At 49.0% G+C, this 21894-nt stretch carries 17 protein-coding genes, 1 other RNA gene, 1 pseudogene and 1 other annotated feature; of the genes and pseudogenes, 18 read left to right on the plus strand and 1 reads right to left on the minus strand.

Features of this window, described 5'->3' with window-relative positions; translation table 11 throughout:
• Positions 1-138: 138 nt before the first annotated feature.
• The 16 genes and pseudogenes from ruvA (at position 139) to EXG77_RS04900 (ending at position 18930) form a co-directional block, all read left to right on the plus strand.
• A complete protein-coding gene (ruvA, locus tag EXG77_RS04825; RefSeq protein WP_023468936.1) occupies positions 139-732 on the plus strand; it encodes a Holliday junction branch migration protein RuvA in 594 nt (197 codons plus the stop codon).
• A 4-nt stretch (positions 733-736) separates the two neighbouring features.
• Positions 737-1732 carry a Holliday junction branch migration DNA helicase RuvB gene (gene ruvB / locus EXG77_RS04830; protein WP_023468935.1) on the plus strand — a complete coding sequence of 332 codons (996 nt, stop codon included), beginning with the start codon at positions 737-739 and terminating at the stop codon, positions 1730-1732.
• Positions 1733-1736: 4 nt separating this feature from the next.
• Positions 1737-2777 carry a tRNA preQ1(34) S-adenosylmethionine ribosyltransferase-isomerase QueA gene (queA, locus tag EXG77_RS04835; RefSeq protein WP_035396643.1) on the plus strand — a complete coding sequence of 347 codons (1041 nt, stop codon included), beginning with the start codon at positions 1737-1739 and terminating at the stop codon, positions 2775-2777.
• The gene (gene tgt, locus EXG77_RS04840; RefSeq protein WP_029342245.1) at positions 2777-3922 is read left to right on the plus strand and encodes a tRNA guanosine(34) transglycosylase Tgt; all 1146 of its coding nucleotides are present in this window, start codon (positions 2777-2779) and stop codon (positions 3920-3922) included. Before queA ends, tgt begins: the two co-directional genes overlap by 1 nt.
• Positions 3923-3994: 72 nt before the next feature.
• Positions 3995-4285, plus strand: coding sequence for a preprotein translocase subunit YajC (yajC, locus tag EXG77_RS04845; RefSeq protein WP_029342244.1), 291 nt, complete (start codon positions 3995-3997; stop codon positions 4283-4285).
• A gap of 153 nt (positions 4286-4438) precedes the next feature.
• A pseudogene (gene secD / locus EXG77_RS16515) lies at positions 4439-6650 on the plus strand (protein translocase subunit SecD).
• Between the two features lie 72 nt (positions 6651-6722).
• Positions 6723-9032: a single-stranded-DNA-specific exonuclease RecJ gene (gene recJ / locus EXG77_RS04855; protein WP_035396645.1), complete on the plus strand. Its 2310-nt coding sequence runs from the start codon at positions 6723-6725 to the stop codon at positions 9030-9032.
• Entirely contained in the window at positions 9011-9529 is a 519-nt protein-coding gene (locus EXG77_RS04860) for an adenine phosphoribosyltransferase (RefSeq protein WP_023468928.1), read from the plus strand. Before recJ ends, EXG77_RS04860 begins: the two co-directional genes overlap by 22 nt.
• 141 nt (positions 9530-9670) lie before the next feature.
• Positions 9671-11869 (plus strand): bifunctional (p)ppGpp synthetase/guanosine-3',5'-bis(diphosphate) 3'-pyrophosphohydrolase, encoded by a 2199-nt coding sequence (locus tag EXG77_RS04865; protein ID WP_023468927.1) that lies wholly within the window; start codon positions 9671-9673, stop codon positions 11867-11869.
• A 14-nt stretch (positions 11870-11883) separates the two neighbouring features.
• On the plus strand, positions 11884-12333 hold the full coding sequence (gene dtd, locus EXG77_RS04870) for a D-aminoacyl-tRNA deacylase (protein ID WP_035396647.1): 450 nt from the start codon (positions 11884-11886) through the stop codon (positions 12331-12333).
• A 45-nt stretch (positions 12334-12378) separates the two neighbouring features.
• Positions 12379-12600 (plus strand) — a binding site (T-box leader).
• Between the two features lie 42 nt (positions 12601-12642).
• The gene (hisS, locus tag EXG77_RS04875) at positions 12643-13923 is read left to right on the plus strand and encodes a histidine--tRNA ligase (RefSeq protein ID WP_023468925.1); all 1281 of its coding nucleotides are present in this window, start codon (positions 12643-12645) and stop codon (positions 13921-13923) included.
• Positions 13920-15686 (plus strand): aspartate--tRNA ligase, encoded by a 1767-nt coding sequence (gene aspS / locus EXG77_RS04880; RefSeq protein ID WP_023468924.1) that lies wholly within the window; start codon positions 13920-13922, stop codon positions 15684-15686. The genes hisS and aspS overlap by 4 nt, the downstream gene beginning before the upstream one ends.
• Positions 15687-15748: 62 nt before the next feature.
• Positions 15749-16333, plus strand: coding sequence for a DNA-3-methyladenine glycosylase (locus EXG77_RS04885; RefSeq protein WP_023468923.1), 585 nt, complete (start codon positions 15749-15751; stop codon positions 16331-16333).
• A 290-nt stretch (positions 16334-16623) separates the two neighbouring features.
• Positions 16624-17808, plus strand: a complete 1185-nt coding sequence (locus tag EXG77_RS04890; RefSeq protein WP_035396649.1) for a DASH family cryptochrome — start codon at positions 16624-16626, stop codon at positions 17806-17808.
• 74 nt (positions 17809-17882) lie between these two features.
• A non-coding RNA gene (ssrS, locus tag EXG77_RS04895) (6S RNA) lies at positions 17883-18072 on the plus strand.
• 93 nt (positions 18073-18165) lie between these two features.
• Positions 18166-18930: a ThiF family adenylyltransferase gene (locus EXG77_RS04900; RefSeq protein ID WP_035396651.1), complete on the plus strand. Its 765-nt coding sequence runs from the start codon at positions 18166-18168 to the stop codon at positions 18928-18930.
• 12 nt (positions 18931-18942) lie between these two features.
• On the opposite strand, the gene EXG77_RS04905 is transcribed toward EXG77_RS04900, so the two are convergent.
• Complete coding sequence (locus EXG77_RS04905) at positions 18943-20280, minus strand: replication-associated recombination protein A (protein ID WP_023468919.1); 1338 nt, start codon at positions 20278-20280, stop codon at positions 18943-18945.
• A 60-nt stretch (positions 20281-20340) separates the two neighbouring features.
• Between EXG77_RS04905 and cymR the strand changes: the two genes are divergently transcribed.
• Together cymR and EXG77_RS04915 are read left to right on the plus strand one after the other, a co-directional pair.
• Positions 20341-20748 carry a cysteine metabolism transcriptional regulator CymR gene (gene cymR / locus EXG77_RS04910; protein WP_029342236.1) on the plus strand — a complete coding sequence of 136 codons (408 nt, stop codon included), beginning with the start codon at positions 20341-20343 and terminating at the stop codon, positions 20746-20748.
• A gap of 13 nt (positions 20749-20761) precedes the next feature.
• Positions 20762-21889, plus strand: a complete 1128-nt coding sequence (locus tag EXG77_RS04915; RefSeq protein ID WP_035396653.1) for a cysteine desulfurase family protein — start codon at positions 20762-20764, stop codon at positions 21887-21889.
• Positions 21890-21894 lie beyond the last annotated feature (5 nt).

Below are 21894 nucleotides of genomic sequence, written 5' to 3' on the forward strand. Positions count from 1 at the left end.
CGAACGATCACGCTTTTTTGTCTTCTGTTTGAGAGAGCGAACATATGTATTGATTTTTGCTGAAGAACGCTTTGAAGCCAAACGAAGATGTATGCTACAATAACACGAGAGTTTGTTTAAAGATGGGAGCGTTCCACATTGATAGAATTCGTACGCGGCGAAGTCGCTTATGTCTGTGCGGAATTCGTGACGGTAGAAGTTGGCGGGATTGGCTACAAGATCGTAGCACCGAACCCGTTTTTTTATCGGACCGGAGACGAACAGATCATCGTATATACGTATCATTATGTCCGTGAGGACCAAGAAGTCTTATTTGGATTCCGTTCCCGGCGTGAGCGTGCCTTATTCACGAAGTTGCTCGGTGTCACAGGAATCGGACCTAAAGGAGCGCTCGCGATCGTCGCATCAGGGAATGTCGATGCGCTCGTTGAAGCGATTGAACAAGAGAAGGAAAGTTATCTCGTCAAATTCCCAGGTGTCGGCAAGAAAACAGCGAAGCAAATGACGCTCGACCTAAAAGGAAAGTTAGCCGAGCTCGCACCGGATTACGTACCGAGCGAAGGCTTGTTCGCACAAGGCAATGCTGAGCTGAATGAAGCTTGTGAAGCTCTGACGGCGCTTGGTTACAGTGATCGAGAAGTCGAGAAAGTCAAAAAAGCGTTGCAGGCAGAAGTCCTGTCGACAGATCAATATGTCAAACGGGCACTCCAGTTGTTATTGAATGTGAGGTGAGGACATGGAAGAGCGCATTTTGTCAGAATCCGCCCATGCGGAAGATCAAGAAGAGTGGAGTCTGCGTCCTCAGACGCTCGAGCAATATATCGGGCAGGAGAAAGCAAAAGGAAATTTAAGTGTCTTCATCGAGGCGGCAAAAATTCGTCAGGAAACACTCGATCACGTTCTTCTCTATGGTCCTCCGGGTCTCGGGAAGACGACGCTTGCGACAATCATCGCAAACGAGATGGGAGTCGGCATCAAGACGACAGCCGGTCCTGCGATTGAACGACCGGGTGATTTAGCTGCTATTCTCTCATCACTGGAACCGGGTGATGTTCTGTTCATCGACGAGATTCATCGATTGAGTCGATCAATCGAAGAGATTCTGTATCCGGCGATGGAGGATTATTGTCTCGATATCGTCATCGGTCAAGGGGAACTCGCACGCAGTGTCCGAATTGATTTACCACCGTTTACGCTCGTCGGAGCGACGACACGTGCGGGGATGCTATCGGCACCGCTCCGCGATCGTTTTGGCGTGACGCTGAAGCTTGAATATTATACGATGTCAGAGTTGTCTGCTATCGTGACCCGGACGTCACGATTGTTCGGATTCGAAGCGGATCGTCTTGCAGCAGAAGCCATCGCGCTTCGTTCACGTGGAACACCACGTGTCGCGAACCGGTTGTTACGGCGTGTCCGTGATTTTGCTCAAGTCGCCCATCAAACCGAGATCGATGCCGTGCTCGCGACAAGTGCGCTTGATCGCTTGCATGTCGATGCGCTTGGACTCGACGATGTCGACCATCGTTTACTTCGATCGCTTGCAGAACGGTTTGCCGGTGGTCCGGTAGGTCTCGAGACAATCGCTGCAACGATTGGTGAAGATGCGCAGACGATCGAGGATGTATATGAACCATATCTACTGCAACAAGGATTTTTACAACGTACTCCGCGAGGACGTGTCTTAACACCGTTCGCTCGCCAACATTTAGGACTGAAAGAAGGAAATTGAACCAATGGATGTAAACTTATTTGATTTTCATTTACCAGAAGAACAAATTGCTCAAGTGCCATTGCTCGACCGGACGAGTTCGAAATTGATGGTTCTCGATCGGGAGACAGGTGCGATTCAGCATCAGCACTTCCATGATATCGTCGACCACTTCCTGGAGGGCGATACACTCGTCATCAATGATACAAAAGTCTTACCGGCACGTCTCTTTGGTGTGAAGGAAGAGACGGGTGGGAAGATCGAATTGTTACTCTTGAAGCAAACGAGTGACGATGTTTGGGAAACACTTGCGAAACCGGCAAAACGCGTCAAACCAGGAACGATTTTGTCGTTTGGTGACGGATTACTCCGTGCTGAGTGTGTCGAAGCACTTGAAGACGGGGGACGAATCCTGAAGTTTTTCTATGACGGCATTTTCTATGAAGTGCTCGACCAACTCGGAACGATGCCACTGCCACCATACATTCATGAACAACTCGAGGATCAAGATCGTTATCAGACGGTCTACGCTCGCGAACGCGGAAGTGCTGCAGCACCAACAGCCGGGCTTCATTTCACGCCGGAATTGCTTGAAGCATTAAAAGCGAAGGGCGTCCGGATCGCACCGTTGACGCTACATGTCGGACTTGGCACATTCCGTCCTGTCTCGGTCGACGACGTCGATAGTCACAAGATGCACAGTGAGTACTACGAACTGCCGGAAAGTTCAGCAGCTCTGCTGCGTGAAACGAGAAAACAAGGCGGACGGATCATCGCGGTCGGAACGACATCGACACGGACGCTTGAGACCGTCATTCGCGACCACGGTGACTTCGTCGAAGCAACGGGCTGGACGGACATCTTCATCTTCCCGGGTCAGGAAGTCAAAGGGATTGATGGTCTGATCACGAACTTCCACTTACCGAAATCAACATTGATCATGCTCGTGTCCGCGTTATCGACACGGGAACACATTCTACATGCCTACGAAGAAGCAGTTGCAAACGGCTATCGTTTCTTTAGCTTTGGTGATGCGATGTTCTTAACGAGAGAGGAACGAAACTAATGACAAAACACGCGGTAACATACGAACATATCAAAACATGTAAACAATCCGGAGCGCGGTTAGGAATCGTCCACACGCCGCACGGTAGTTTCGAGACACCGGTCTTCATGCCGGTTGGAACGCAAGCGACGGTCAAGACGATGGCACCGGAACAAATCAAGGACATGAACGCGAACATCATCCTCGCGAACACGTACCACCTCTGGGTGCGTCCAGGACATGATGTCATCAAGGAAGCGGGCGGTCTGCATAAATTCATGAACTGGGATGGCGCGATTCTCACGGATTCAGGTGGCTTCCAAGTCTTCTCACTTGCTGATCTTCGGAACATTTCTGAGGAGGGTGTTCATTTCCGTAACCACTTGAACGGGGACAAATTGTTCTTATCACCGGAAAAAGCGATGGAAATTCAAAATGCACTCGGTTCAGATATCATGATGGCGTTTGACGAGTGCCCACCGTACCCAGCTTCTCACGAGTACATGAAAGCATCTGTCGAACGGACGAGCCGCTGGGCGGAACGTTGTCTTGCTGCGCACGAACGTCCACACGATCAAGCGCTGTTCGGTATCATCCAAGGCGGAGAATACGAAGACTTGCGTCGCCAAAGTGCAAAAGACCTCGTTGCCCTTGATTTCCCGGGTTATGCGGTCGGTGGTCTATCGGTCGGAGAGCCAAAAGACGTCATGTACCGTGCGCTCGAATTCACGACACCACTCATGCCGGAAGACAAACCACGTTATTTGATGGGCGTTGGTTCACCGGACGCATTGATCGAAGGTGCGATTCGCGGAATCGATATGTTCGACTGTGTCTTACCGACACGGATCGCACGAAACGGCACATTGATGACATCACAAGGACGTCTCGTCGTCCGGAACGCGAAATATGCACGTGATTTCCGTCCGCTCGACGAGAAATGTGATTGCTACGCGTGTAAGAACTACTCGCGTTCGTACATCCATCACTTGATTCGTGCGCAAGAAACGTTCGGTCTGCATCTTTGTTCGACACACAATCTTCACTTCCTCGTCAAGTTGATGGAAGGCGTTCGCCAAGCGATTCGTGAGGATCGTCTACTTGATTTCAAGGAAGAATTCTTTGAAGAATACGGTTACAATTTACCGAACGCAAAGAATTTCTAACAAATCGTCTGACAAATCAATTCTTTCACGGTATAATGAACGTGATTTGAATGATAAAAGGAGCTGAATCAGATGGAAGGCTTAATCACATTCCTCCCGATGATCTTGATCTTCGTGGTGTTCTATTTCTTGTTGATCCGTCCACAGAACAAACGCCAGAAGCAAGTGCGTCAGATGCAAAATGAACTCTCACGCGGCGACTCGATCGTTACGATCGGTGGTCTTCACGGGGTTGTCCAAAAAGTTGACGACATGACGGTGACATTGAAGTCAGGTAATGCACAATTGACATTCAACCGGAGTGCTGTCGCAGAAGTGACGAAAAAATCAACGACTGTCATGGACGACGAAACTGTCGAATAAGGCATCGAAAAGGCGCTTTCCGGATTCCGGAGCGTCTTTTCTGTTTATATATGAGAAAAACGTTTGCTAAGATTACCATTTCTTTTGTAAGCTAGGATAGGAGAACAAAGTTGTCTGAAAATATACTGGGAACTAGAGAAAGGACAATGTAGCATGATCAAGAAAGGGAAACTTGCCACATTCTTCATCGTCGTCATCGCGTTGCTCGTACTGATTGGTACGACATCGTCATGGTTGTTGAAGGATACGAAGCTTGGCCTTGACCTTAAGGGTGGCTTCGAAGTCTTGTATGAAGTACAACCGCTTAAAGAAGGAGACGTCATCGATCAAAATGCGATGAGTGCGACGCTGACGGCAATCGAGAACCGTGTCAACGTCCTCGGTGTCTCTGAACCAGACATCCGGATCGAAGGCGATAACCGGATTCGCGTTCAGCTTGCTGGCGTCAAGGATCAGACGGAAGCGCGTCAAATCCTATCTTCGACAGCACAATTATCATTCCGTGACATCAACAATAAGTTGTTACTGGATGGATCGGATTTAAAAGCCAAAGGCGCAAAAGTCGGATACGATCCACAAACGAACCAACCGCTTGTAGAACTTTCACTTAAATCAAAACAAAAGTTCTATGATGTGACTCAAAAGATTTCACAAATGCAACCACCTGCGAATCGTCTCGTCATCTGGCTCGATTACGAGAAAGGTGATTCGTACGAAAAAGAGATTCAAAAGAAAAACTCGAAAATCGTTTCGGATGCATCTGTTCAAGAACCAATCAATTCGGACAAAGCGATCATTTCTGGTGGCGATATCGATGCCGCATACGGGAAACAATTGTCTTCGATCCTAAACGCCGGTGCGTTACCGGTCAAACTCGAGGAAATCTACTCGACGTCGGTCTCTGCTGCTTTTGGACAGGATGCACTTGATCAAACATTGTTCGCGTCAGCAATTGGTGTAGCCGCTGTCTTCTTGTTCATGCTACTGTTCTACCGGATCTCTGGATTCGTTTCGATCATCACGTTGCTGTTCTACATCTATCTTGTCATGATCTTCTTTAACGGGATCAACGCCGTCCTCACGTTACCGGGGATCGCCGCACTCGTTCTTGGAGTCGGGATGGCGGTCGATGCGAACATCATCACCGCTGAACGGATCAAGGATGAATTACGAAGTGGAAAATCCGTCTTGTCTGCATTCAAAGCCGGTAACCGTCGTTCGTTCGGTACGATTCTTGATGCCAACTTGACGACGTTGATCTCTGCTGGCGTGTTGTACTACTTTGGTACAAGTACGGTCAAAGGATTCGCCATCATGTTGATGGTTTCGATCGCCGTCACGTTCGTCACGAACGTCTTTGTCTCACGTTACCTGATGCAACTCCTTGTCAGTAGCCGATGGTTCGATAAGAAGAAATCATGGTTCGGTGTAAAGGAGAGTGAAATCCGTGAGCTTTAATCCTACGAAATTCGATTACATCAAACATCGAAAAATTTATTTCGCGATCACGATCGCGCTTGTCATCGTTTCTGTACTCTTGTTGTCGTTCCGTGGTCTGAACCTTGGGATTGACTTCACGCAAGGAACTCGCGTCGAGATTTCTTCTGAGAATCAAATTAAGGAAGCGGACGTTCGCTCCGTCATTGAAGATGCCGGGATCGATGCGGAAGAAATCGATGGCATTCAGTTCGCTCAAGGCGGAAAGTTAGCGAACGTCACGTTCGTTGGTGAATTTAGTCAGGATCAAATTTCTGAAATGAAACAAACGATTGAAGCGCAGTATGATAAGGAACCGAGCATCTCGACGGTTTCCGCACAAGTTGGTCAAGAAATCGCGCGTAACGCGATTTATGCCGTCTTGCTCGCGTCACTCGGGATCGTCATCTACGTCTCGTTCCGATTCCAACCGTTATACGGAATTGCGACAGTACTCGCATTGCTACATGATGCGTTGATGATCGTGGCATTCTTCTCGCTGTTCCAGATCGAAGTCAACTTGTACTTCATCGCAGCAATCCTGACGATCATCGGGTATTCCGTCAACGATACGATCGTTACGTTCGACAGGGTACGAGAAAATCTCGGACTCGCTGAAAAAGGTGGTCGGAAAGTCTCGTTTGATGAATTGGCGCATATCGTCAATGAATCAATCCAACAGACGATCATCCGCTCGATCAATACCGTCGTCACGGTCGTCATGACAGCAGCAGCGCTCTACATCTTCGGTAGCGAAGCAATCCGTGGATTCAGTCTCGCCCTGCTTGTCGGGTTGATCATGGGGATGTATTCTTCGATCTTCATCGCCGCGCAACTCTGGCTCGTCATGAAGGGTCGGACACTTGGTCGTACAAAACGCGCTTCTTAAAAGAGTATCCGCATCAGCTATCGCTGGTGCGGATTTTCAATTATAATGGGGAAGTTGATTGGAGGGTTTGAGATGTACCATGCTAAAAAAAAATGGCTTGATAAAGTCATCGATTCAGAACAAATCGAACAATTGACGGCGGATGGCACAATCTCACCGCGCGTCGCACAACTACTTATCCAACGGGGATTCACGACTCGTGAAGCTGCCCGTGATTTTTTAGAGACCGATCAAATGGCATTTCATGATCCATTTGCTTTCAAAGACATGCCAAAAGTCGTCGAACGGATTCAACGTGCCGTCGACGAGGGCGAGATGATTTTGATTTACGGTGATTATGATGTCGACGGCGTGAGTTCCGCTGCGATTCTCTGGCATGCCTTGATTGAAATCGGAGGAATGGCAGAGTGTTATATCCCGAACCGTTTCACGGAAGGCTATGGACCAAACGAAGCCGCGTTTCGCTGGGCTGCAGAAGAAGGGTTCAGCCTCGTTATCACGGTCGACTGTGGGATTTCCGGCATTCATGAAGCCGATGTCCTAAAGGAACTCGGGGTCGATTTAATCATCACCGATCACCACGAAGCAAAAGAAACGTTACCTGATGCCTTTGCCTTAATTCACCCAGGTGTCGATCCAGACTATCCGTTCTCGAAGCTTGCTGGGGCAGGTGTTGCCTTTAAAGTCGCACATGCACTCCTTGACCGTGAACCCGTCGAGTTACTCGATCTTGCCGTGCTCGGAACGATTGCCGATCTTGTGCCGCTCGTCGGAGAGAACAGGTTGCTTGCGATCCGCGGCATCGAGGCGCTGAATGCGAGTGAACGTCCGGGTATCCTTGCGTTACGGGACGTTTGTAGTTTGACGGAAGACGAACTGACGGAAGAATCAGTCGGATTTGCATTCGGTCCGCGGATCAATGCGGCAGGTCGTCTTGATTCAGCGATGCCAGCGCTCGAGATGTTACTAGCGGAAAGTAAGGATGAGGCACTTCATCTCGCGAAACAACTCGACCAACAAAATAAACAACGTCAAGATATCGTCAAACAGATTGCAGAGGAAGCAACGGCACTTGTCGAAGAACGTTTTAAAGATGACCGCGTGCTCGTCGTCGATGCGGCAGACTGGAATCCAGGTGTCGTCGGGATTGTCGCCTCGCGACTCGTTGAAAAATATCACCGTCCCGTCATCATGCTGTGTCATGATGCTGAAAAAGGAACAGCGAAGGGTTCTGGACGATCGATTCCAGCCTTTGATCTCTTCGCTGAACTCACGAAATGTGAAGACATCTTGCCGCATTTCGGTGGACATCCCGCTGCTGCCGGTATGACGCTCTCTTCCGATGACGTCGAGACGTTACGTCAACGTTTGAATGAACAAGCAAGTACATTGCCAGACGATGCCTTCATCGCGACAATTGATGTCGATCTACGTCTACAGGTCAGTGATGTCTCAATCCAGTTGATTGAAGATATTCAGCGACTCGCGCCGTTCGGGATGGGAAATCCTGCGCCACGAATCGTCATCGAGCAGGCGAAGATCCGTGACATGAAACGGATCGGTCGCGATTTGACGCATGTCAAAGCACTACTATCAGGCGATGGGAAGGAACTCGATGCGATCGGTTTTGGCTTCGGCGACCTTGTCGATGAAGTCTCGACCTTATCCGAGATTCACTTGATGGGCAGTCTGAACATCAACGAGTGGAATGGCTTCCGTAAACCACAATTGATGATTCAAGACGTCGCTGTCGAAGATGTTCAAGTATTCGATTACCGTGGCGGTAAGCGACCGCTGAGCGAACTATTCGCCTTACCGCATGAGACGACGACATTCGTTGCCTTTACTGATGAGGTGAAGGAGAAGTACGCGGAACGTCCGTTGAACGGACCGATTCGTCAAAACATCGTCTTCCTCGATCTACCGGAAGAAGAAGTTGCGTTTCATCCATACGTCCAACAGGCAGAGCGGATTTATTGTGCCTTTAAGGACGAGGGCTATTATTTTGAGACGATTCCATCGCGCGAGGACTTCAAGCATTACTTCCAGTATTTCGCGAAATGTCCACGCGACGAGCTCCGAATTGGTCTCGTACGTTTGTCGAAATCGCGAAAATGGACGAAACGATCGATTAACTTTATGCATTCGGTATTCTCGGAACTTGATTTTCTTGTTACAATGGAGGACGGGCTGCCGGGTGTAAACCCAAATGCTGCAAAACGAGATCTGACGGAAGCTCCGACGTACCAGCGTCATGAAGCGCGTCAAGAGCTCGAGCAACAATACATTTATTCGTCACTCGCTCAGTTGAAAGAGCGTTTTGATACTTTGGTAGAAGCGGCGAAGCAGGAGGAAAAGACATGGAGTTCAAACAGCATATAAAAGAGGTCGAAAACTGGCCGAAAGAAGGAATCAGTTTCAAAGACATCACATCACTCATGCAGAACGGACCAGTATACAAACAATCGGTTGATGCACTTGTCGAATATGCACGCAGTAAAGGTGCTGATGTCATCGCGGGTCCGGAAGCACGTGGATTCGTAGTTGGTTGCCCAGCCGCTTACGCGATGGAAATCGGATTCGTACCTGTCCGTAAAGAAGGAAAATTACCACGTGAGACAGTCCGTGTCGAGTATGGTCTTGAGTACGGAAAAGACGTCTTGACGATGCATGAAGATGCGATTCAACCAGGACAACGCGTCGTCATCCTTGACGACTTGCTTGCGACAGGTGGTACGATCGAAGCGACGATCCAAATGATTGAAAAATTAGGCGGAACGGTTGCCGGAATCGGATTCTTGATTGAACTCGATGGTCTTGGTGGACGTGAGAAACTCGAAGGATACGACGTTCTTTCATTGATTCGTTACGAAGACTAAAGCATATATACTCTCTTGGTACATGGTGACCAAGGGGGTATTTCTTTTTATTTTGACATCTTCTCAAGATTTCACGATAATAAGAACTATATATTAGGGATTCCGTTGCAGACGATCCCGGGGACTGGGTGAGGAAAAGGGATGACAAACAAACAAATCGTAAATGTAGAAGACCTTCTCGCTCGATGTGCGGAATACATGACGCAAGCTGAAGTCAAAGACATCGAACGGGCTTACCAATTCGCGAAAGACGAACATGATGGGCAATTCCGCCGTTCTGGGGAACCCTACATCATTCATCCGGTACAAGTTGCCGGTATCTTAGTCGATATTGGTTTGGATGCAACGACGATCGTCGCTGCGCTTCTTCATGATGTCGTCGAAGATACGGACATTACACTCGAAGAATTAACGGAACGATTCGGACCCGACGTCGCGATGCTCGTTGACGGCGTCACGAAACTCGGGAAAATCAAATATAAATCGAAACGCGAAGAATTGGCTGAGAACCACCGGAAGATGTTCATCGCGATGGCAGAAGACATTCGCGTCATCTTGATCAAACTGGCTGACCGTCTGCATAACATGCGAACGTTGCAACATATGGTCAAGGAAAAGCAGGTGCAAAAGGCAGAAGAGACGCTCGAAATCTTTGCACCGCTTGCGCATCGTCTCGGGATCTCGACGATCAAGTGGGAACTCGAAGACATCAGTTTGCGTTATATCAATCCACAACAGTACTACCGGATTGTCTCAATGATGAAACAAAAACGGACGGAACGCGAAGCGCTAGTCAGTTCGGTCATTGAAGAGGTCAACGAAGTACTCGATGATGTACAAATCGCAGCGGAAGTCGATGGACGTCCGAAGCATATCTATTCCATTTATAACAAGATGCAAAACTCGAAAAAAGAGTTCAGCGAAATTTATGACTTGATGGCTGTGCGCATCATCGTCGATTCAATCAAGGACTGTTACGCTGTTCTCGGAATCATTCATACGCAATATAAACCGATGCCGGGACGTTTCAAGGATTATATCGCGATGCCGAAGCCGAACATGTATCAATCGCTGCATACGACGGTCATCGGACCGAAAGGCGAGCCGCTCGAGGTCCAAATTCGGACACGGGACATGCATTTTATTGCCGAGTACGGGATTGCCGCTCACTGGGCGTATAAAGAAGGCAAGGAACAGGAAGCGAAATCAGGCTTTGAGGATAAGATTGCCCATTTCCGTGAAATTCTTGAGTTACAGAAGGATACGGCGGATGCTGAAGAATTCATGGAATCGGTCAAAGTCGATTTCTTTAGTGACATGTTGTACGTCTTTACACCAAAAGGCGACGTCATCGAATTGCCGAAAGGCTCTGTTCCGATTGATTATGCCTACCGGATTCATACAGAGATCGGTCACCGAACGATCGGAGCGAAAGTCAACGGACGGATGGTACCGATTGATTATAAGCTGAAGACAGGCGACATCATTGAAATCGTCACATCAAAACACAGTTATGGTCCAAGTAAGGACTGGCTCAAGATTTGTGTGTCGAGTCAGGCGAAGAACAAGATCCGTCAATGGTTCAAACGTCAGCAACGCGAAGAGAACGTCTCTAAAGGACGGGAACTGATCGAAGCGGAAGTCAAGAAACTCGGATTCGAGCCGAAGGAAGTCATCAATGAAAAGACGCTCGAAGACGTGACGCGGAAGTTCAACTTCGCGCAAGAAGAAGACATGTATGCTGCTGTTGGGTATCATGGTCTGACCGCTGCCCAAGTCGCGCATAAATTGACGGAAAAGTTACGCAAAGACAAAGAGTCCAAAAATCTTGAACTGAACGAAGCCATCAGTGAGATGAAGACGTTTGATCGTCCGAAGAAGGAAAATCCAGAAGGCGTTCGTGTCAAAGGAATCGATAACATGCTCGTTCGCATGAGTCGTTGTTGTAATCCAGTACCAGGGGACGATATCGTCGGGTATATCACACGTGGACGGGGTGTCTCGATTCACCGGACGGATTGTTTGAATGTCATTCATGAACAAAATCCAGAACGCTTGCTCGAAGTCGAGTGGGAACACGAAGGCAAAGCCGTTAAGAGTTATAACGTCGAAATCGAAATTTCTGGATTCGACCGGGCTGGATTATTGAACGATGTCCTGCAGTCGGTATCTGCGACGAATACGAACATTGTTGCCGTCAGCGGGAAAGGCGACGACAGTAAACAAGCCAAAATCACGATGACGATCGCGATCAACAACGTCAACCATTTACAAAAAGTCGTCGATCGGATCAAACAAATCTCTGACGTGTATGCTGTGCATCGCGTCATGATGACGTAAGGAGCGGATGAGTCATGCGAGTCGTATTACAACGAGTCAAAGAAGCAAGTGTCACAGTCGATCAGGAGGTCATCGGTCAAATCAAGCAAGGTTTTCTCTTGCTTGTCGGTGTCACGCACGAAGACACGATCGATCAGGTGAACTGGTTAGCTGATAAAATCGCAGGACTCCGCGTGTTTGAAGATGAAGAGGAACGGATGAACCGCTCGTTGCAAGATGTCGACGGTCAGATTCTATCCGTCTCGCAGTTCACGTTGTATGGTGATGTCAAAAAAGGACGTCGCCCAGCGTTTACGGAAGCAGCGAAACCGGATGTTGCCAACGAATTGTATGAAGCGTTCAATGAACGTCTTCGCGCGCAAGGACTGACAGTCGAGACAGGTCAGTTCGGTGCGATGATGGATATCGCGCTCGTCAATGATGGACCGGTGACATTGATTCTTGAAAAAGAAGCAAACGCTTGACAGGAACCGAGAGACGAGGCAATATTAGACGTAACCAAATGATTCATACGACCGAAGACGAAGAGGAGTAATCAAGACCTCGTCTGCTTAGAGAGTCGCCCCTTGGCTGGAAGGGCGAACAGACGAACTCGATGAAAGACCCTTCCGAGGTATCTTCCTGAACCGATAGTAGGGAAGGTCGTACGCAGGCGTTAACTGCACCGAGTGGTCAAATGTGATTTGACAACCAGGGTGGTACCACGGGATCTTCAAGTTCTCGTCCCTTTGCGGACGAGGACTTTTTTGTATTCAAAAAAGGAGGAATTTGAGATGAAATTACCACGCGGTACGTTTGATGTCCTTCCAGGAACAGTCGAACGCTGGCAGTACATCGAGCAACAATTACGTGACATTAGTAAGCGTTACAACTATAAGGAAATCCGGACGCCGATTTTTGAGGAGACAGAACTCTTTAAACGTGGCGTCGGTGAGACGACGGATATCGTTCAAAAAGAGATGTTCATGCTTGAGAAACGCGGAAAAGACCAGTTGACGTTACGTCCAGAAGGAACGGCTGCTGTTGTTCGTTCATTCGTAACGAACAAGCTGTTCGGTTCACCAAACCAACCGACGAAATTGTTCTACATTGGACCGATGTTCCGTTATGAACGTCCGCAAGCAGGTCGTTTCCGTCAGCTCCACCAATACGGAGTCGAAGCACTTGGCAGTGAACAACCAGCGATCGATGCGGAAGTCATCAGTCTCGCGATGAGCATCTACCGTTCATTTGGATTGAAGCACCTTAAGCTCGTCATCAATACACTCGGGGATAACGAAAGTCGCGCCGCACACCGGGCAGCACTTGTCGATCACTTCAAACCGGTCGTTCACGAGTTATGTCAGGACTGTCAGAACCGTCTCGAAACGAATCCACTTCGTGTCCTTGACTGTAAGGTCGACCGCGATCACCCGAGCATGGCAACAGCACCATCAATTCTCGATTACTTAAACCCGGCATCAAAAGCTTACTTCGACGAAGTATTGCTTCACTTAGATGCACTCGGCATCGAGTATGTCGTTGATCCAACGCTCGTTCGCGGAATCGATTATTACAATCACACGGCGTTCGAGATCATGTCAGAAGCAGAAGGCTTCGGAGCAATCACGACACTATGTGGTGGTGGACGATACAACGGTCTCGTCGAACAAATCGGTGGACCGGCAACACCGGGAATCGGATTCGGAATCGGCATCGAGCGTTTATTGATGGCGCTTGAGAATGAGAACGTCTTACCGGCAGTCGATGATCAAATCGATGTCTTCATCGTTGCACAAGGCAGTGACGAAGTCGAAAAGACAGCAACACGTCTCTTACAATTGATGCGTCTCGAAGGACTTGTCGCCGATCGGGATTATCTCGGTCGGAAGTTCAAAGGACAATTCAAAGCAGCCGATCGCTTGAAAGCACGCTACACGGTCATCCTCGGGGATGAAGAAGTCGAGCGTGGTGCAGCGGCGCTGAAGAACATGGCTACAGGGGAACAGACGGACGTTCCGTTATCAGCAGTCGCTGATACGATCGTCGCGAAATTAAAGGAGGAAGCACAATGATCGGACGCACGCATATGAACGGTCAGGTGACGGAAGAAGTCATCGGACAACACGTTCAACTTAAAGGATGGGTTCAAAAACGACGTGACTTAGGAGGATTGATCTTCCTTGATCTCCGCGACCGGAGTGGTATCGTCCAAATCGTCTTCCAACCGGAAAACGAGCAGGCACACCGCCTTGCAGAATCAATTCGTTCAGAGTATGTCCTCGATATCAAAGGACACGTCATCGCACGTGAGAATCCGAACCCGAACATTCCGACTGGGCAAGTCGAGGTCGTCGCGGATGAAGTCGTCATCTTGAATGCAGCGAAGATGACACCATTCCCGATCAGTGAAGAAGCAGAGCAGACGTCAGAAGATTTACGTCTTAAATATCGTTATCTTGACTTGCGTCGTCCGTCGCTTCAAGAGACATTCCGTCTTCGTTCGAAAGCATCGAACATTATGCGGAACTTCCTCGATGAGCAAGACTTCTTGGAAGTCGAGACACCAATCTTAACGAAATCAACACCAGAAGGCGCACGTGACTATCTCGTTCCGAGTCGTGTTCACCCAGGTGAGTTCTATGCCTTGCCACAATCACCGCAATTGTTCAAACAATTGCTGATGGTGTCTGGTTTTGAACGGTACTTCCAAATTGCACGTTGTTTCCGTGACGAAGACTTACGGGCAGACCGTCAACCTGAATTCACGCAAGTCGACATCGAGACGAGCTTCATGGACATCGAAGACTTGTATGCGATGATGGAATCGATGATGACGCGTGTCATGAAGGAAACGCTTGGTAAAGATATCGTGACACCGTTCCCACGGATGCCGTACGCGGAAGCGATGAGCCGGTATGGTTCGGATAAACCGGATACACGCTTCGGTCTCGAATTGATTGATGTCGCGGAAGCCGTCAAAGGGGCAGGATTCAAAGTATTCGACATGGCACTAGAAGCTGGTGGCGAAGTTAAAGCCTTGAACGTCAAAGGTGCAGCAGAGCGCTTCTCGCGGAAAGATATCGATAAGTTACAAGAATTCACGGCGATTTACGGTGCAAAAGGTCTCGCGTGGGTCAAAGTGACAGGGGACGGACTTAACGGTCCGATCGCGAAGTTCTTCGACGAAGAAGCAGCTGCTCGCCTGACAGCGGCGACAGGTGCGGAAGCAGGCGACTTATTGTTGTTCGTCGCAGCAAAAGCATCGATCGTAGCAGACAGCTTAGGTGCGCTCCGTCAGAAATTAGCGAAGGAACTGGACTTGATCGATGAGTCGGTCTTCAACTTCCTTTGGGTGACGGACTTCCCACTCGTCACGTATGAAGAAGAAGAAGGTCGTTTCTACGCGAACCACCACCCGTTCACGATGCCACGTCGTGAAGATCTCGAATTGCTCGAGACGGATCCCGGAAAAGTCCTCGCCGTCGCGTACGACCTCGTCTTGAACGGATACGAGCTCGGCGGTGGATCACAACGGATCTACGAACGGGATATCCAAGAGCGGATGTTTAAGTTGCTTGGCTTCACAGAAGAAGAAGCAAACGAGCAGTTCGGTTTCTTGATGGAAGCATTCGAATACGGAACACCACCACATGCGGGGATCGCACTTGGTCTAGACCGTCTCGTTATGTTACTCGCAGGACGTTCAAACTTGCGTGATACGATTGCCTTCCCGAAAACAGCATCAGCAAGTGATCTGTTGACGGCAGCACCAAGCCCAGTCTCGGATGCACAATTAAACGATCTCTCGATTCGAACAGCGGTCAAACAATCTTAAGATACGACAAGCGAATCTTCCGGTATGGGAGATTCGCTTGTTTCATGAAGGAGGATGAACGGATGGAACGACACTTTTTTGAACGGTCTCCGGTTGAAGTCGGTCCAGACTTCTTAGGAACACAGATCACAGTCGATGAGGTGACGATGCGGATCGTCGAGGTCGAAGCCTATCTCGGTCCTCACGATCAAGCAGCGCATTCGTTTTCCGGAAAACCAACGAAACGGACGGCACCGATGTTCGGTCCACCGGGGCATCTCTATGTGTATTTCACATATGGGATGCATCACTGCATGAATATCGTTTGTGGACATGAAGGGGAAGGATACGGATTATTGCTACGAGGTGCGGAAATCATTAGTGGGCACGATCTCGTCGCGGAACGTCGTTTTGGTTGTTCCTACGCAGAGTTGACAGCGGCGCAACGACGCAATCTCGTCAATGGACCGGCGAAACTGTGCCAAGGATTCGGTCTAACGACAGCTGATTCGGGACAGGATCTTTATCAAGACCGTTTCCGACTTGTTGCTGACTCGGTCGACGCGGTCGTCCAGACGACACGGATCGGTATTCCGAATGCAGGAGAAGCGACAGCCTATCCATGGCGGTTTTATGTAGAGGCGAGTGAAGGGGTAAGTAAACGTTAAAAAATGGACGCTCCGATAAGGAGACGTCCATTTTTTATTTAGGGTTGTTGATTGATTTTTTCGACTGTTGCTTTTTATAGAATTTATAGACGATTGGACCAACCGTCGTTACGAGCGTCATTAATGTTCTGAGTTTACCGCGTTTTGCTGCCATTGATTCATTCACTCCTCTGATTTGTTGTACTAATCATATTCCACGAAAACAACGTCTTAAAACCTCATCGGCACATCAAGTGGTTTTCTATCTACCTTGGTCGGGTCATAGTATAAGGAGAAGGGAGTCGATCAATATGGGAGCAGTCGTTTGGTATCGTCATGATTTACGTGTCGATGATCATGAGGCACTTCGGAGTGCGTGTGAAGAACAGGACGTCATTCGTGCCGTATACGTCAAAGACCAAAAGAAACGCGATTTTAAAAGAGGTACACAACAAGCACGGTTCGAACAAGAGACACTTGATAACTTAGCGGGCCATCTGTCTCAAATCGGGATTACGTTAGATATAGTAGAAGGGGAGACAAGTGAGGCACTCGATTCTTATCTGCAAGCGGATGATACCGTCTATTTCCATAAGATGACCGGAACAGAAGAAGCGACAAGTGAGCAGTATATCGAAGACAGATATACCGTCCGCTCTTTTGAAACACAGACGTTACATCGTCGGGAAGATATCGGAAGTGATGAATTAAAGCGCGTCTTTACGGCATTTCGAAAACGGGTCGAGGCGAAAGGGACCTTCTACGATCCACTCGATCCACCAACCGGTATTCAGCTAATAAAAGAGGAATCAGTTGAAGCGCCCCCAGAGACCGCGTTCCCATTTCGGGGAGGCGAATCAGCGGGAAGGGCACGCCTTCAGGAATATCTCGCCGAGCCCGTATTCACCTATAAAGAAACACGGAATGGGTTCTTACGAAATGATTCTTCGAAGTTGTCTGCCTGGCTAGCGAACGGTTCACTCTCACCGCGCCGCGTCATGGCTGAATTACAAGAAGCCGAGCGAAAACAGGGAGCGAATGAATCGACGTACTGGTTGTATTTCGAATTGTTATGGCGTGACTTCTTCCATTTGACGATGCGTGAGACAGGAAGCCGTCTGTTCCGTGCGAGCGGATTACAAGAAGGTCAATACACGTGGAAGGCGGACCAGCTGGCTGTCGTACGCTGGATAGAAGGAAAAACTGGTGTGCCATTCGTCGACGCCTTCATGAACGAGATTCGCGAGACGGGATGGATGTCGAACCGCGGCAGGCAGATCGTTGCCAGTTATCTAATTCATGAATTAAAGCAGGACTGGCGCATCGGAGCGCGATATTTCGAACAGCAATTGATCGACTATGATGTCGCTTCGAATTATGGGAACTGGGCGTTCATCGCGGGTGTTGGGAATGCAACACGCACACCACGATTTGATCCTGCATTCCAACAACAACGATATGATCCGAATCAACACTTCACGAAACGTTGGACCTGAAAAAAGCATCTTTTTCTGGAGTGGGAAGTAGTTGCATTTCAGAGGGGAGGATGCTATATTAAATGCATCAGATGGGGTTCCTGAATTGTACGAGAGCCGCCTTTTATCTTTGAGCCACTCTTTTTTGATAGGGAGTTTGACGTTCCAACTAGTAGTACATGCCTCGTAACACAGCAGGAGGACGTACGAATAGGAATCGGATAAGACACCCACCTGCACAGCAGGTTCAAAAATAAGGTATCGACACGGCACTTCGGGTCCCATCGTCTTATTATTTTGTTGTTTGACACGTCGCATGACGTTTTTTTTTATGATATAATTCCGAGTAAAACAGTATGAGTATTGTGAGGTTATGAGATGTTACATCAATTTTCGCGTAATGAATTAGCAATCGGTAAAACTGGACTTGACGCATTGGCATCCAAGTCCATCGCTATTCTGGGTATCGGTGGTGTTGGATCGTTCTCAGCAGAAGCACTTGCCCGCAGTGGTGTAGGTCGTTTGATTCTTGTCGATAAGGACGATATCGACATCACGAACGTCAACCGACAAATCCATGCTTTGCTTCCGACGGTTGGTCAACCGAAGGTCGATGCGATGGCAGAACGTCTTGCGTTAATCAATCCGGATCTTGAAATCGTTCGCTTGAAGATGTTCTACAATGAAGAGACATTCGAGTCGTTCTTCGAACAGCAACCGGATTATGTCATCGATGCATCGGACACGGTCTCGTTCAAGATTCACTTGATTCAGGAATGTAAGAAACGTAACATTCCAATCATCTCAAGCATGGGGATGGCGAACAAGATGGATCCAACACGCATCAAGATCGTTGACATCAAAGATACAAGTTATGATCCACTAGCGAAGGTCATTCGGACGAAACTCCGGAAAGCCGGCATCCATAAAGGTGTTCCTGTCGTCTTCTCTGATGAACCGCCCGTTAAGATCATCGAAGAAGTCCGTCAAGTCGTCGGAAACGATGCGGCTGCAATTCGTAAGGCAAAGATGCCGCCAAGTTCGAATGCGTTCGTTCCATCAGTTGGTGGATTGATCGCAGCGAGCTACGTCATCAACGAGATCGTCCGTGAAGCCGGCGTGACGATCGAACGCGTTCGTTAAAAAAAAGCGACCTTATGGTCGCTTTTTCTGATGTGTGGCTGTTTGTTTGTTCCAAAAATCAAGTCGAGCTTGCAGTTGTTTCTCAAAACCGCGTGGGCTTGGACGATAAAAGACCGGTTTTGTCCGGGCAAGGTTCTCCGGCCAGTAATTCTGTGGCACATAGGCATGTTCGAAGTCGTGCGGGTACTGATAGGTGACGCCATTCCCAAGTGCCGCTGCCCCCGGATGATGGGCATCGCGCAAATGTGGCGGTACCGGACCGCCGTCTGAACGGCGAACGAGTGTCAATGCTTGATCGATTGCTGAGATGACAGCATTCGATTTCGGTGCCGTCGCGAGATATAAGACGGTTTCAGCGAGCGGAATCCTTGCTTCAGGGAAACCGACGTACTCGCACGCGCGTGCGCAGGCATCGACCATCAATAACGCTTGCGGATCAGACAGACCGATGTCTTCTGCCGCATGGACGTAGAGACGCCGTACGATGAAGCGCGGACTTTCGCCAGCTTCAATCATGACAGCGAGCCAGTAGAGCGCAGCGTCGGGATCGGAACCCCGAATCGATTTGATGAAGGCGGAGATGACATCATAATGCCGATCGCCGTCCTTATCGTACTTCAATGCTTTTTGTTGAATCGATTCCTCGGCGACAGCGAGATCGATCGTGATCTGACCATCGATTTCCGGTGTCGTTAAGACGGCGAGTTCAAGCGCATTCAATAATGCCCGGTAATCACCGTCTGACAACTTAACGTAATGATCGATCGCGTCATCCGTGATCGTGATCGGATATTTGCCAAGACCACGCTCTTCGTCTTTTAGGGTCCGGTCGAGGACGATCCGTAAGTCATCTGGCGTCGGGGGTTCGAAACGAAAGACTGTTGCCCGCGATAACAGAGCGGCGTTGACCTCAAAACTCGGATTTTCAGTCGTTGCCCCGATCAACGTGATCGTACCTGCTTCGAGCGCTGGCAGTAAGGCGTCTTGTTGCATCTTATTGAATCGATGGATCTCATCGAGAAAGAGAATCGTTTTTTGATCCTCGAACTGAAGACGGGCTTCGGCTGCTTTTAAAATTTCCCGTAATTGTTCCAGTTTCGCCGTGACCGCGTTCAATTGCTCGAACGCTGATTTCGTATAACTGGAGATGACACGCGCGAGCGTCGTCTTACCGGTTCCGGGTGGACCGTAAAAAATGACGGTTCCGAGACGATCGGCTAAGATGGCACGCCGCAGGAGCGTCGTCTCTCCAATCAGATGGCGTTGTCCGACGATTTCATCCAGATTCTGCGGACGCATTCGATTCGCGAGCGGTCCGGCAGGTGACTGGGATTCAAATAAATGTGCCATACACATACGCTCCTTCCACTTTTAGCTACTACTATACTAGAAAGGATGATCCTTCGCATGATGAAAATCTCGACGAAAGGGCGATATGGTCTGACGATCATGATCGCACTCGCGAAAGAAGCTGAATCTAAACCATTATCCCTAAAAAAAATCGCGCAGATGTATGACCTATCTGAGCATTATCTTGAACAGTTGATTGCCCCCCTTCGTAATGGAGGTCTCGTCAAAAGTGTACGCGGTGCTTACGGCGGGTATAAGCTCGGTCGTGAAGCGCAAAACATCACAGCGGGTGAAATCATCCGCCTGCTTGAAGGACCACTCGTCGTCGTCGAAGGCGATGCGTGTGACGAGGTCACAAAACGCAAACTGTGGGATAAAATCCAGCAAGCAGTCGATCAAGTACTCGATTCAACGACGCTACAAGACTTAGCGGAAGAAGAAGATACAGGATACATGTTCTATATTTGAGAGGTGAAAACGAATGAATTACTTTGACCACTCGGCGACGACGCCGATGCGTCCGGAAGTCCTTGAGGCGATGACGCCTTATTTGCTCGAACAGTATGGCAACCCATCTAGTGTCCACGCGGCTGGTCGGTCTGCTCGGGCAGCAATTGACAAAGCACGCCGGCAGATCGCACAAGAATTGAACGCGAAACCAACCGAACTGATTTTCACGAGCGGTGGAACGGAATCGGATAATTATGCGATTTTCGGTGCGGCTGAGGCGGCGCGTGAAAAAGGGCGTCATCTCATTACGACACGGTTTGAGCACCATGCTGTATTGCATGCGTTCGAAGAGCTCGAAAAACAAGGCTATGACGTCACGTATCTCGATGTTCCAGATACAGGTGTCGTCTCAATGGCTGCCTTGCAAGAAGCGGTCCGGGAAGATACGACACTCGTCTCGATCATGTTCGGCAACAATGAAGTCGGAACGATTCAGCCGATTGCGGCATTCGGTCAATTTTTACGAGAACGCGGTGTTTTGTTCCATACGGACGCGGTGCAAGTGTTCGGAAAACAAGCAATCGATGTCGAAGCGTTACAAGTCGATCTTTTATCCGCATCTGGTCATAAAATCAATGGACCAAAAGGAATCGGATTGTTGTATGTGCGGACTGGTGTGAAGTTAGCGCCTCAAACATTCGGAGGAGAACAGGAACGCAAGCGTCGCGCTGGTACAGAGAACGTACCGGGAATCGTCGGTTTAGCGAAAGCGCTCGAACTGATGATCGCAGAGCGTGAACAACAACAGGACCACATCAAACAACTGCGTAACGTTTTGCTAACACGCTTGGATGAAAGTGGCATCACTTACGAAGTCAACGGTGTTGAAGGATTACCGAATGTCCTCAATCTTTACTTCCCGCAAATTGAAATCGAACCGTTCCTGATCATGCTTGATATGCGCCAGATGGCCGTATCGAGCGGGAGTGCATGTACGGCAGGGTCCGTCGAACCTTCGCATGTCTTATCGGCGATGTATGGCGAAGATGAACGGACACGAGCATCGGTCCGGATCAGTTTTGGTCACGGAAATGAGCTCGCGCAAGTCGAACTACTCGCACAAGCCTTGCAAGATGTCGTAAAATCGTTTCAGAATTAACTAAG

This window comes from Exiguobacterium sp. OS-77, from assembly GCF_000414195.2.
Classification (GTDB): domain Bacteria; phylum Bacillota; class Bacilli; order Exiguobacteriales; family Exiguobacteriaceae; genus Exiguobacterium_A; species Exiguobacterium_A indicum.

Coding starts and splice junctions, on each gene's coding strand:
- ruvB (WP_023468935.1), top strand. CDS start 737: ATGGAAGAGCGCATTTTGTCAGAATCCGCCCATGCGGAAGATCAAGAA.
- queA (WP_035396643.1), top strand. CDS start 1,737: ATGGATGTAAACTTATTTGATTTTCATTTACCAGAAGAACAAATTGCT.
- tgt (WP_029342245.1), top strand. CDS start 2,777: ATGACAAAACACGCGGTAACATACGAACATATCAAAACATGTAAACAA.
- yajC (WP_029342244.1), top strand. CDS start 3,995: ATGGAAGGCTTAATCACATTCCTCCCGATGATCTTGATCTTCGTGGTG.
- recJ (WP_035396645.1), top strand. CDS start 6,723: ATGTACCATGCTAAAAAAAAATGGCTTGATAAAGTCATCGATTCAGAA.
- EXG77_RS04860 (WP_023468928.1), top strand. CDS start 9,011: ATGGAGTTCAAACAGCATATAAAAGAGGTCGAAAACTGGCCGAAAGAA.
- EXG77_RS04865 (WP_023468927.1), top strand. CDS start 9,671: ATGACAAACAAACAAATCGTAAATGTAGAAGACCTTCTCGCTCGATGT.
- dtd (WP_035396647.1), top strand. CDS start 11,884: ATGCGAGTCGTATTACAACGAGTCAAAGAAGCAAGTGTCACAGTCGAT.
- hisS (WP_023468925.1), top strand. CDS start 12,643: ATGAAATTACCACGCGGTACGTTTGATGTCCTTCCAGGAACAGTCGAA.
- aspS (WP_023468924.1), top strand. CDS start 13,920: ATGATCGGACGCACGCATATGAACGGTCAGGTGACGGAAGAAGTCATC.
- EXG77_RS04885 (WP_023468923.1), top strand. CDS start 15,749: ATGGAACGACACTTTTTTGAACGGTCTCCGGTTGAAGTCGGTCCAGAC.
- EXG77_RS04890 (WP_035396649.1), top strand. CDS start 16,624: ATGGGAGCAGTCGTTTGGTATCGTCATGATTTACGTGTCGATGATCAT.
- EXG77_RS04900 (WP_035396651.1), top strand. CDS start 18,166: ATGTTACATCAATTTTCGCGTAATGAATTAGCAATCGGTAAAACTGGA.
- EXG77_RS04905 (WP_023468919.1), bottom strand. CDS start 20,280: ATGGCACATTTATTTGAATCCCAGTCACCTGCCGGACCGCTCGCGAAT.
- cymR (WP_029342236.1), top strand. CDS start 20,341: ATGAAAATCTCGACGAAAGGGCGATATGGTCTGACGATCATGATCGCA.
- EXG77_RS04915 (WP_035396653.1), top strand. CDS start 20,762: ATGAATTACTTTGACCACTCGGCGACGACGCCGATGCGTCCGGAAGTC.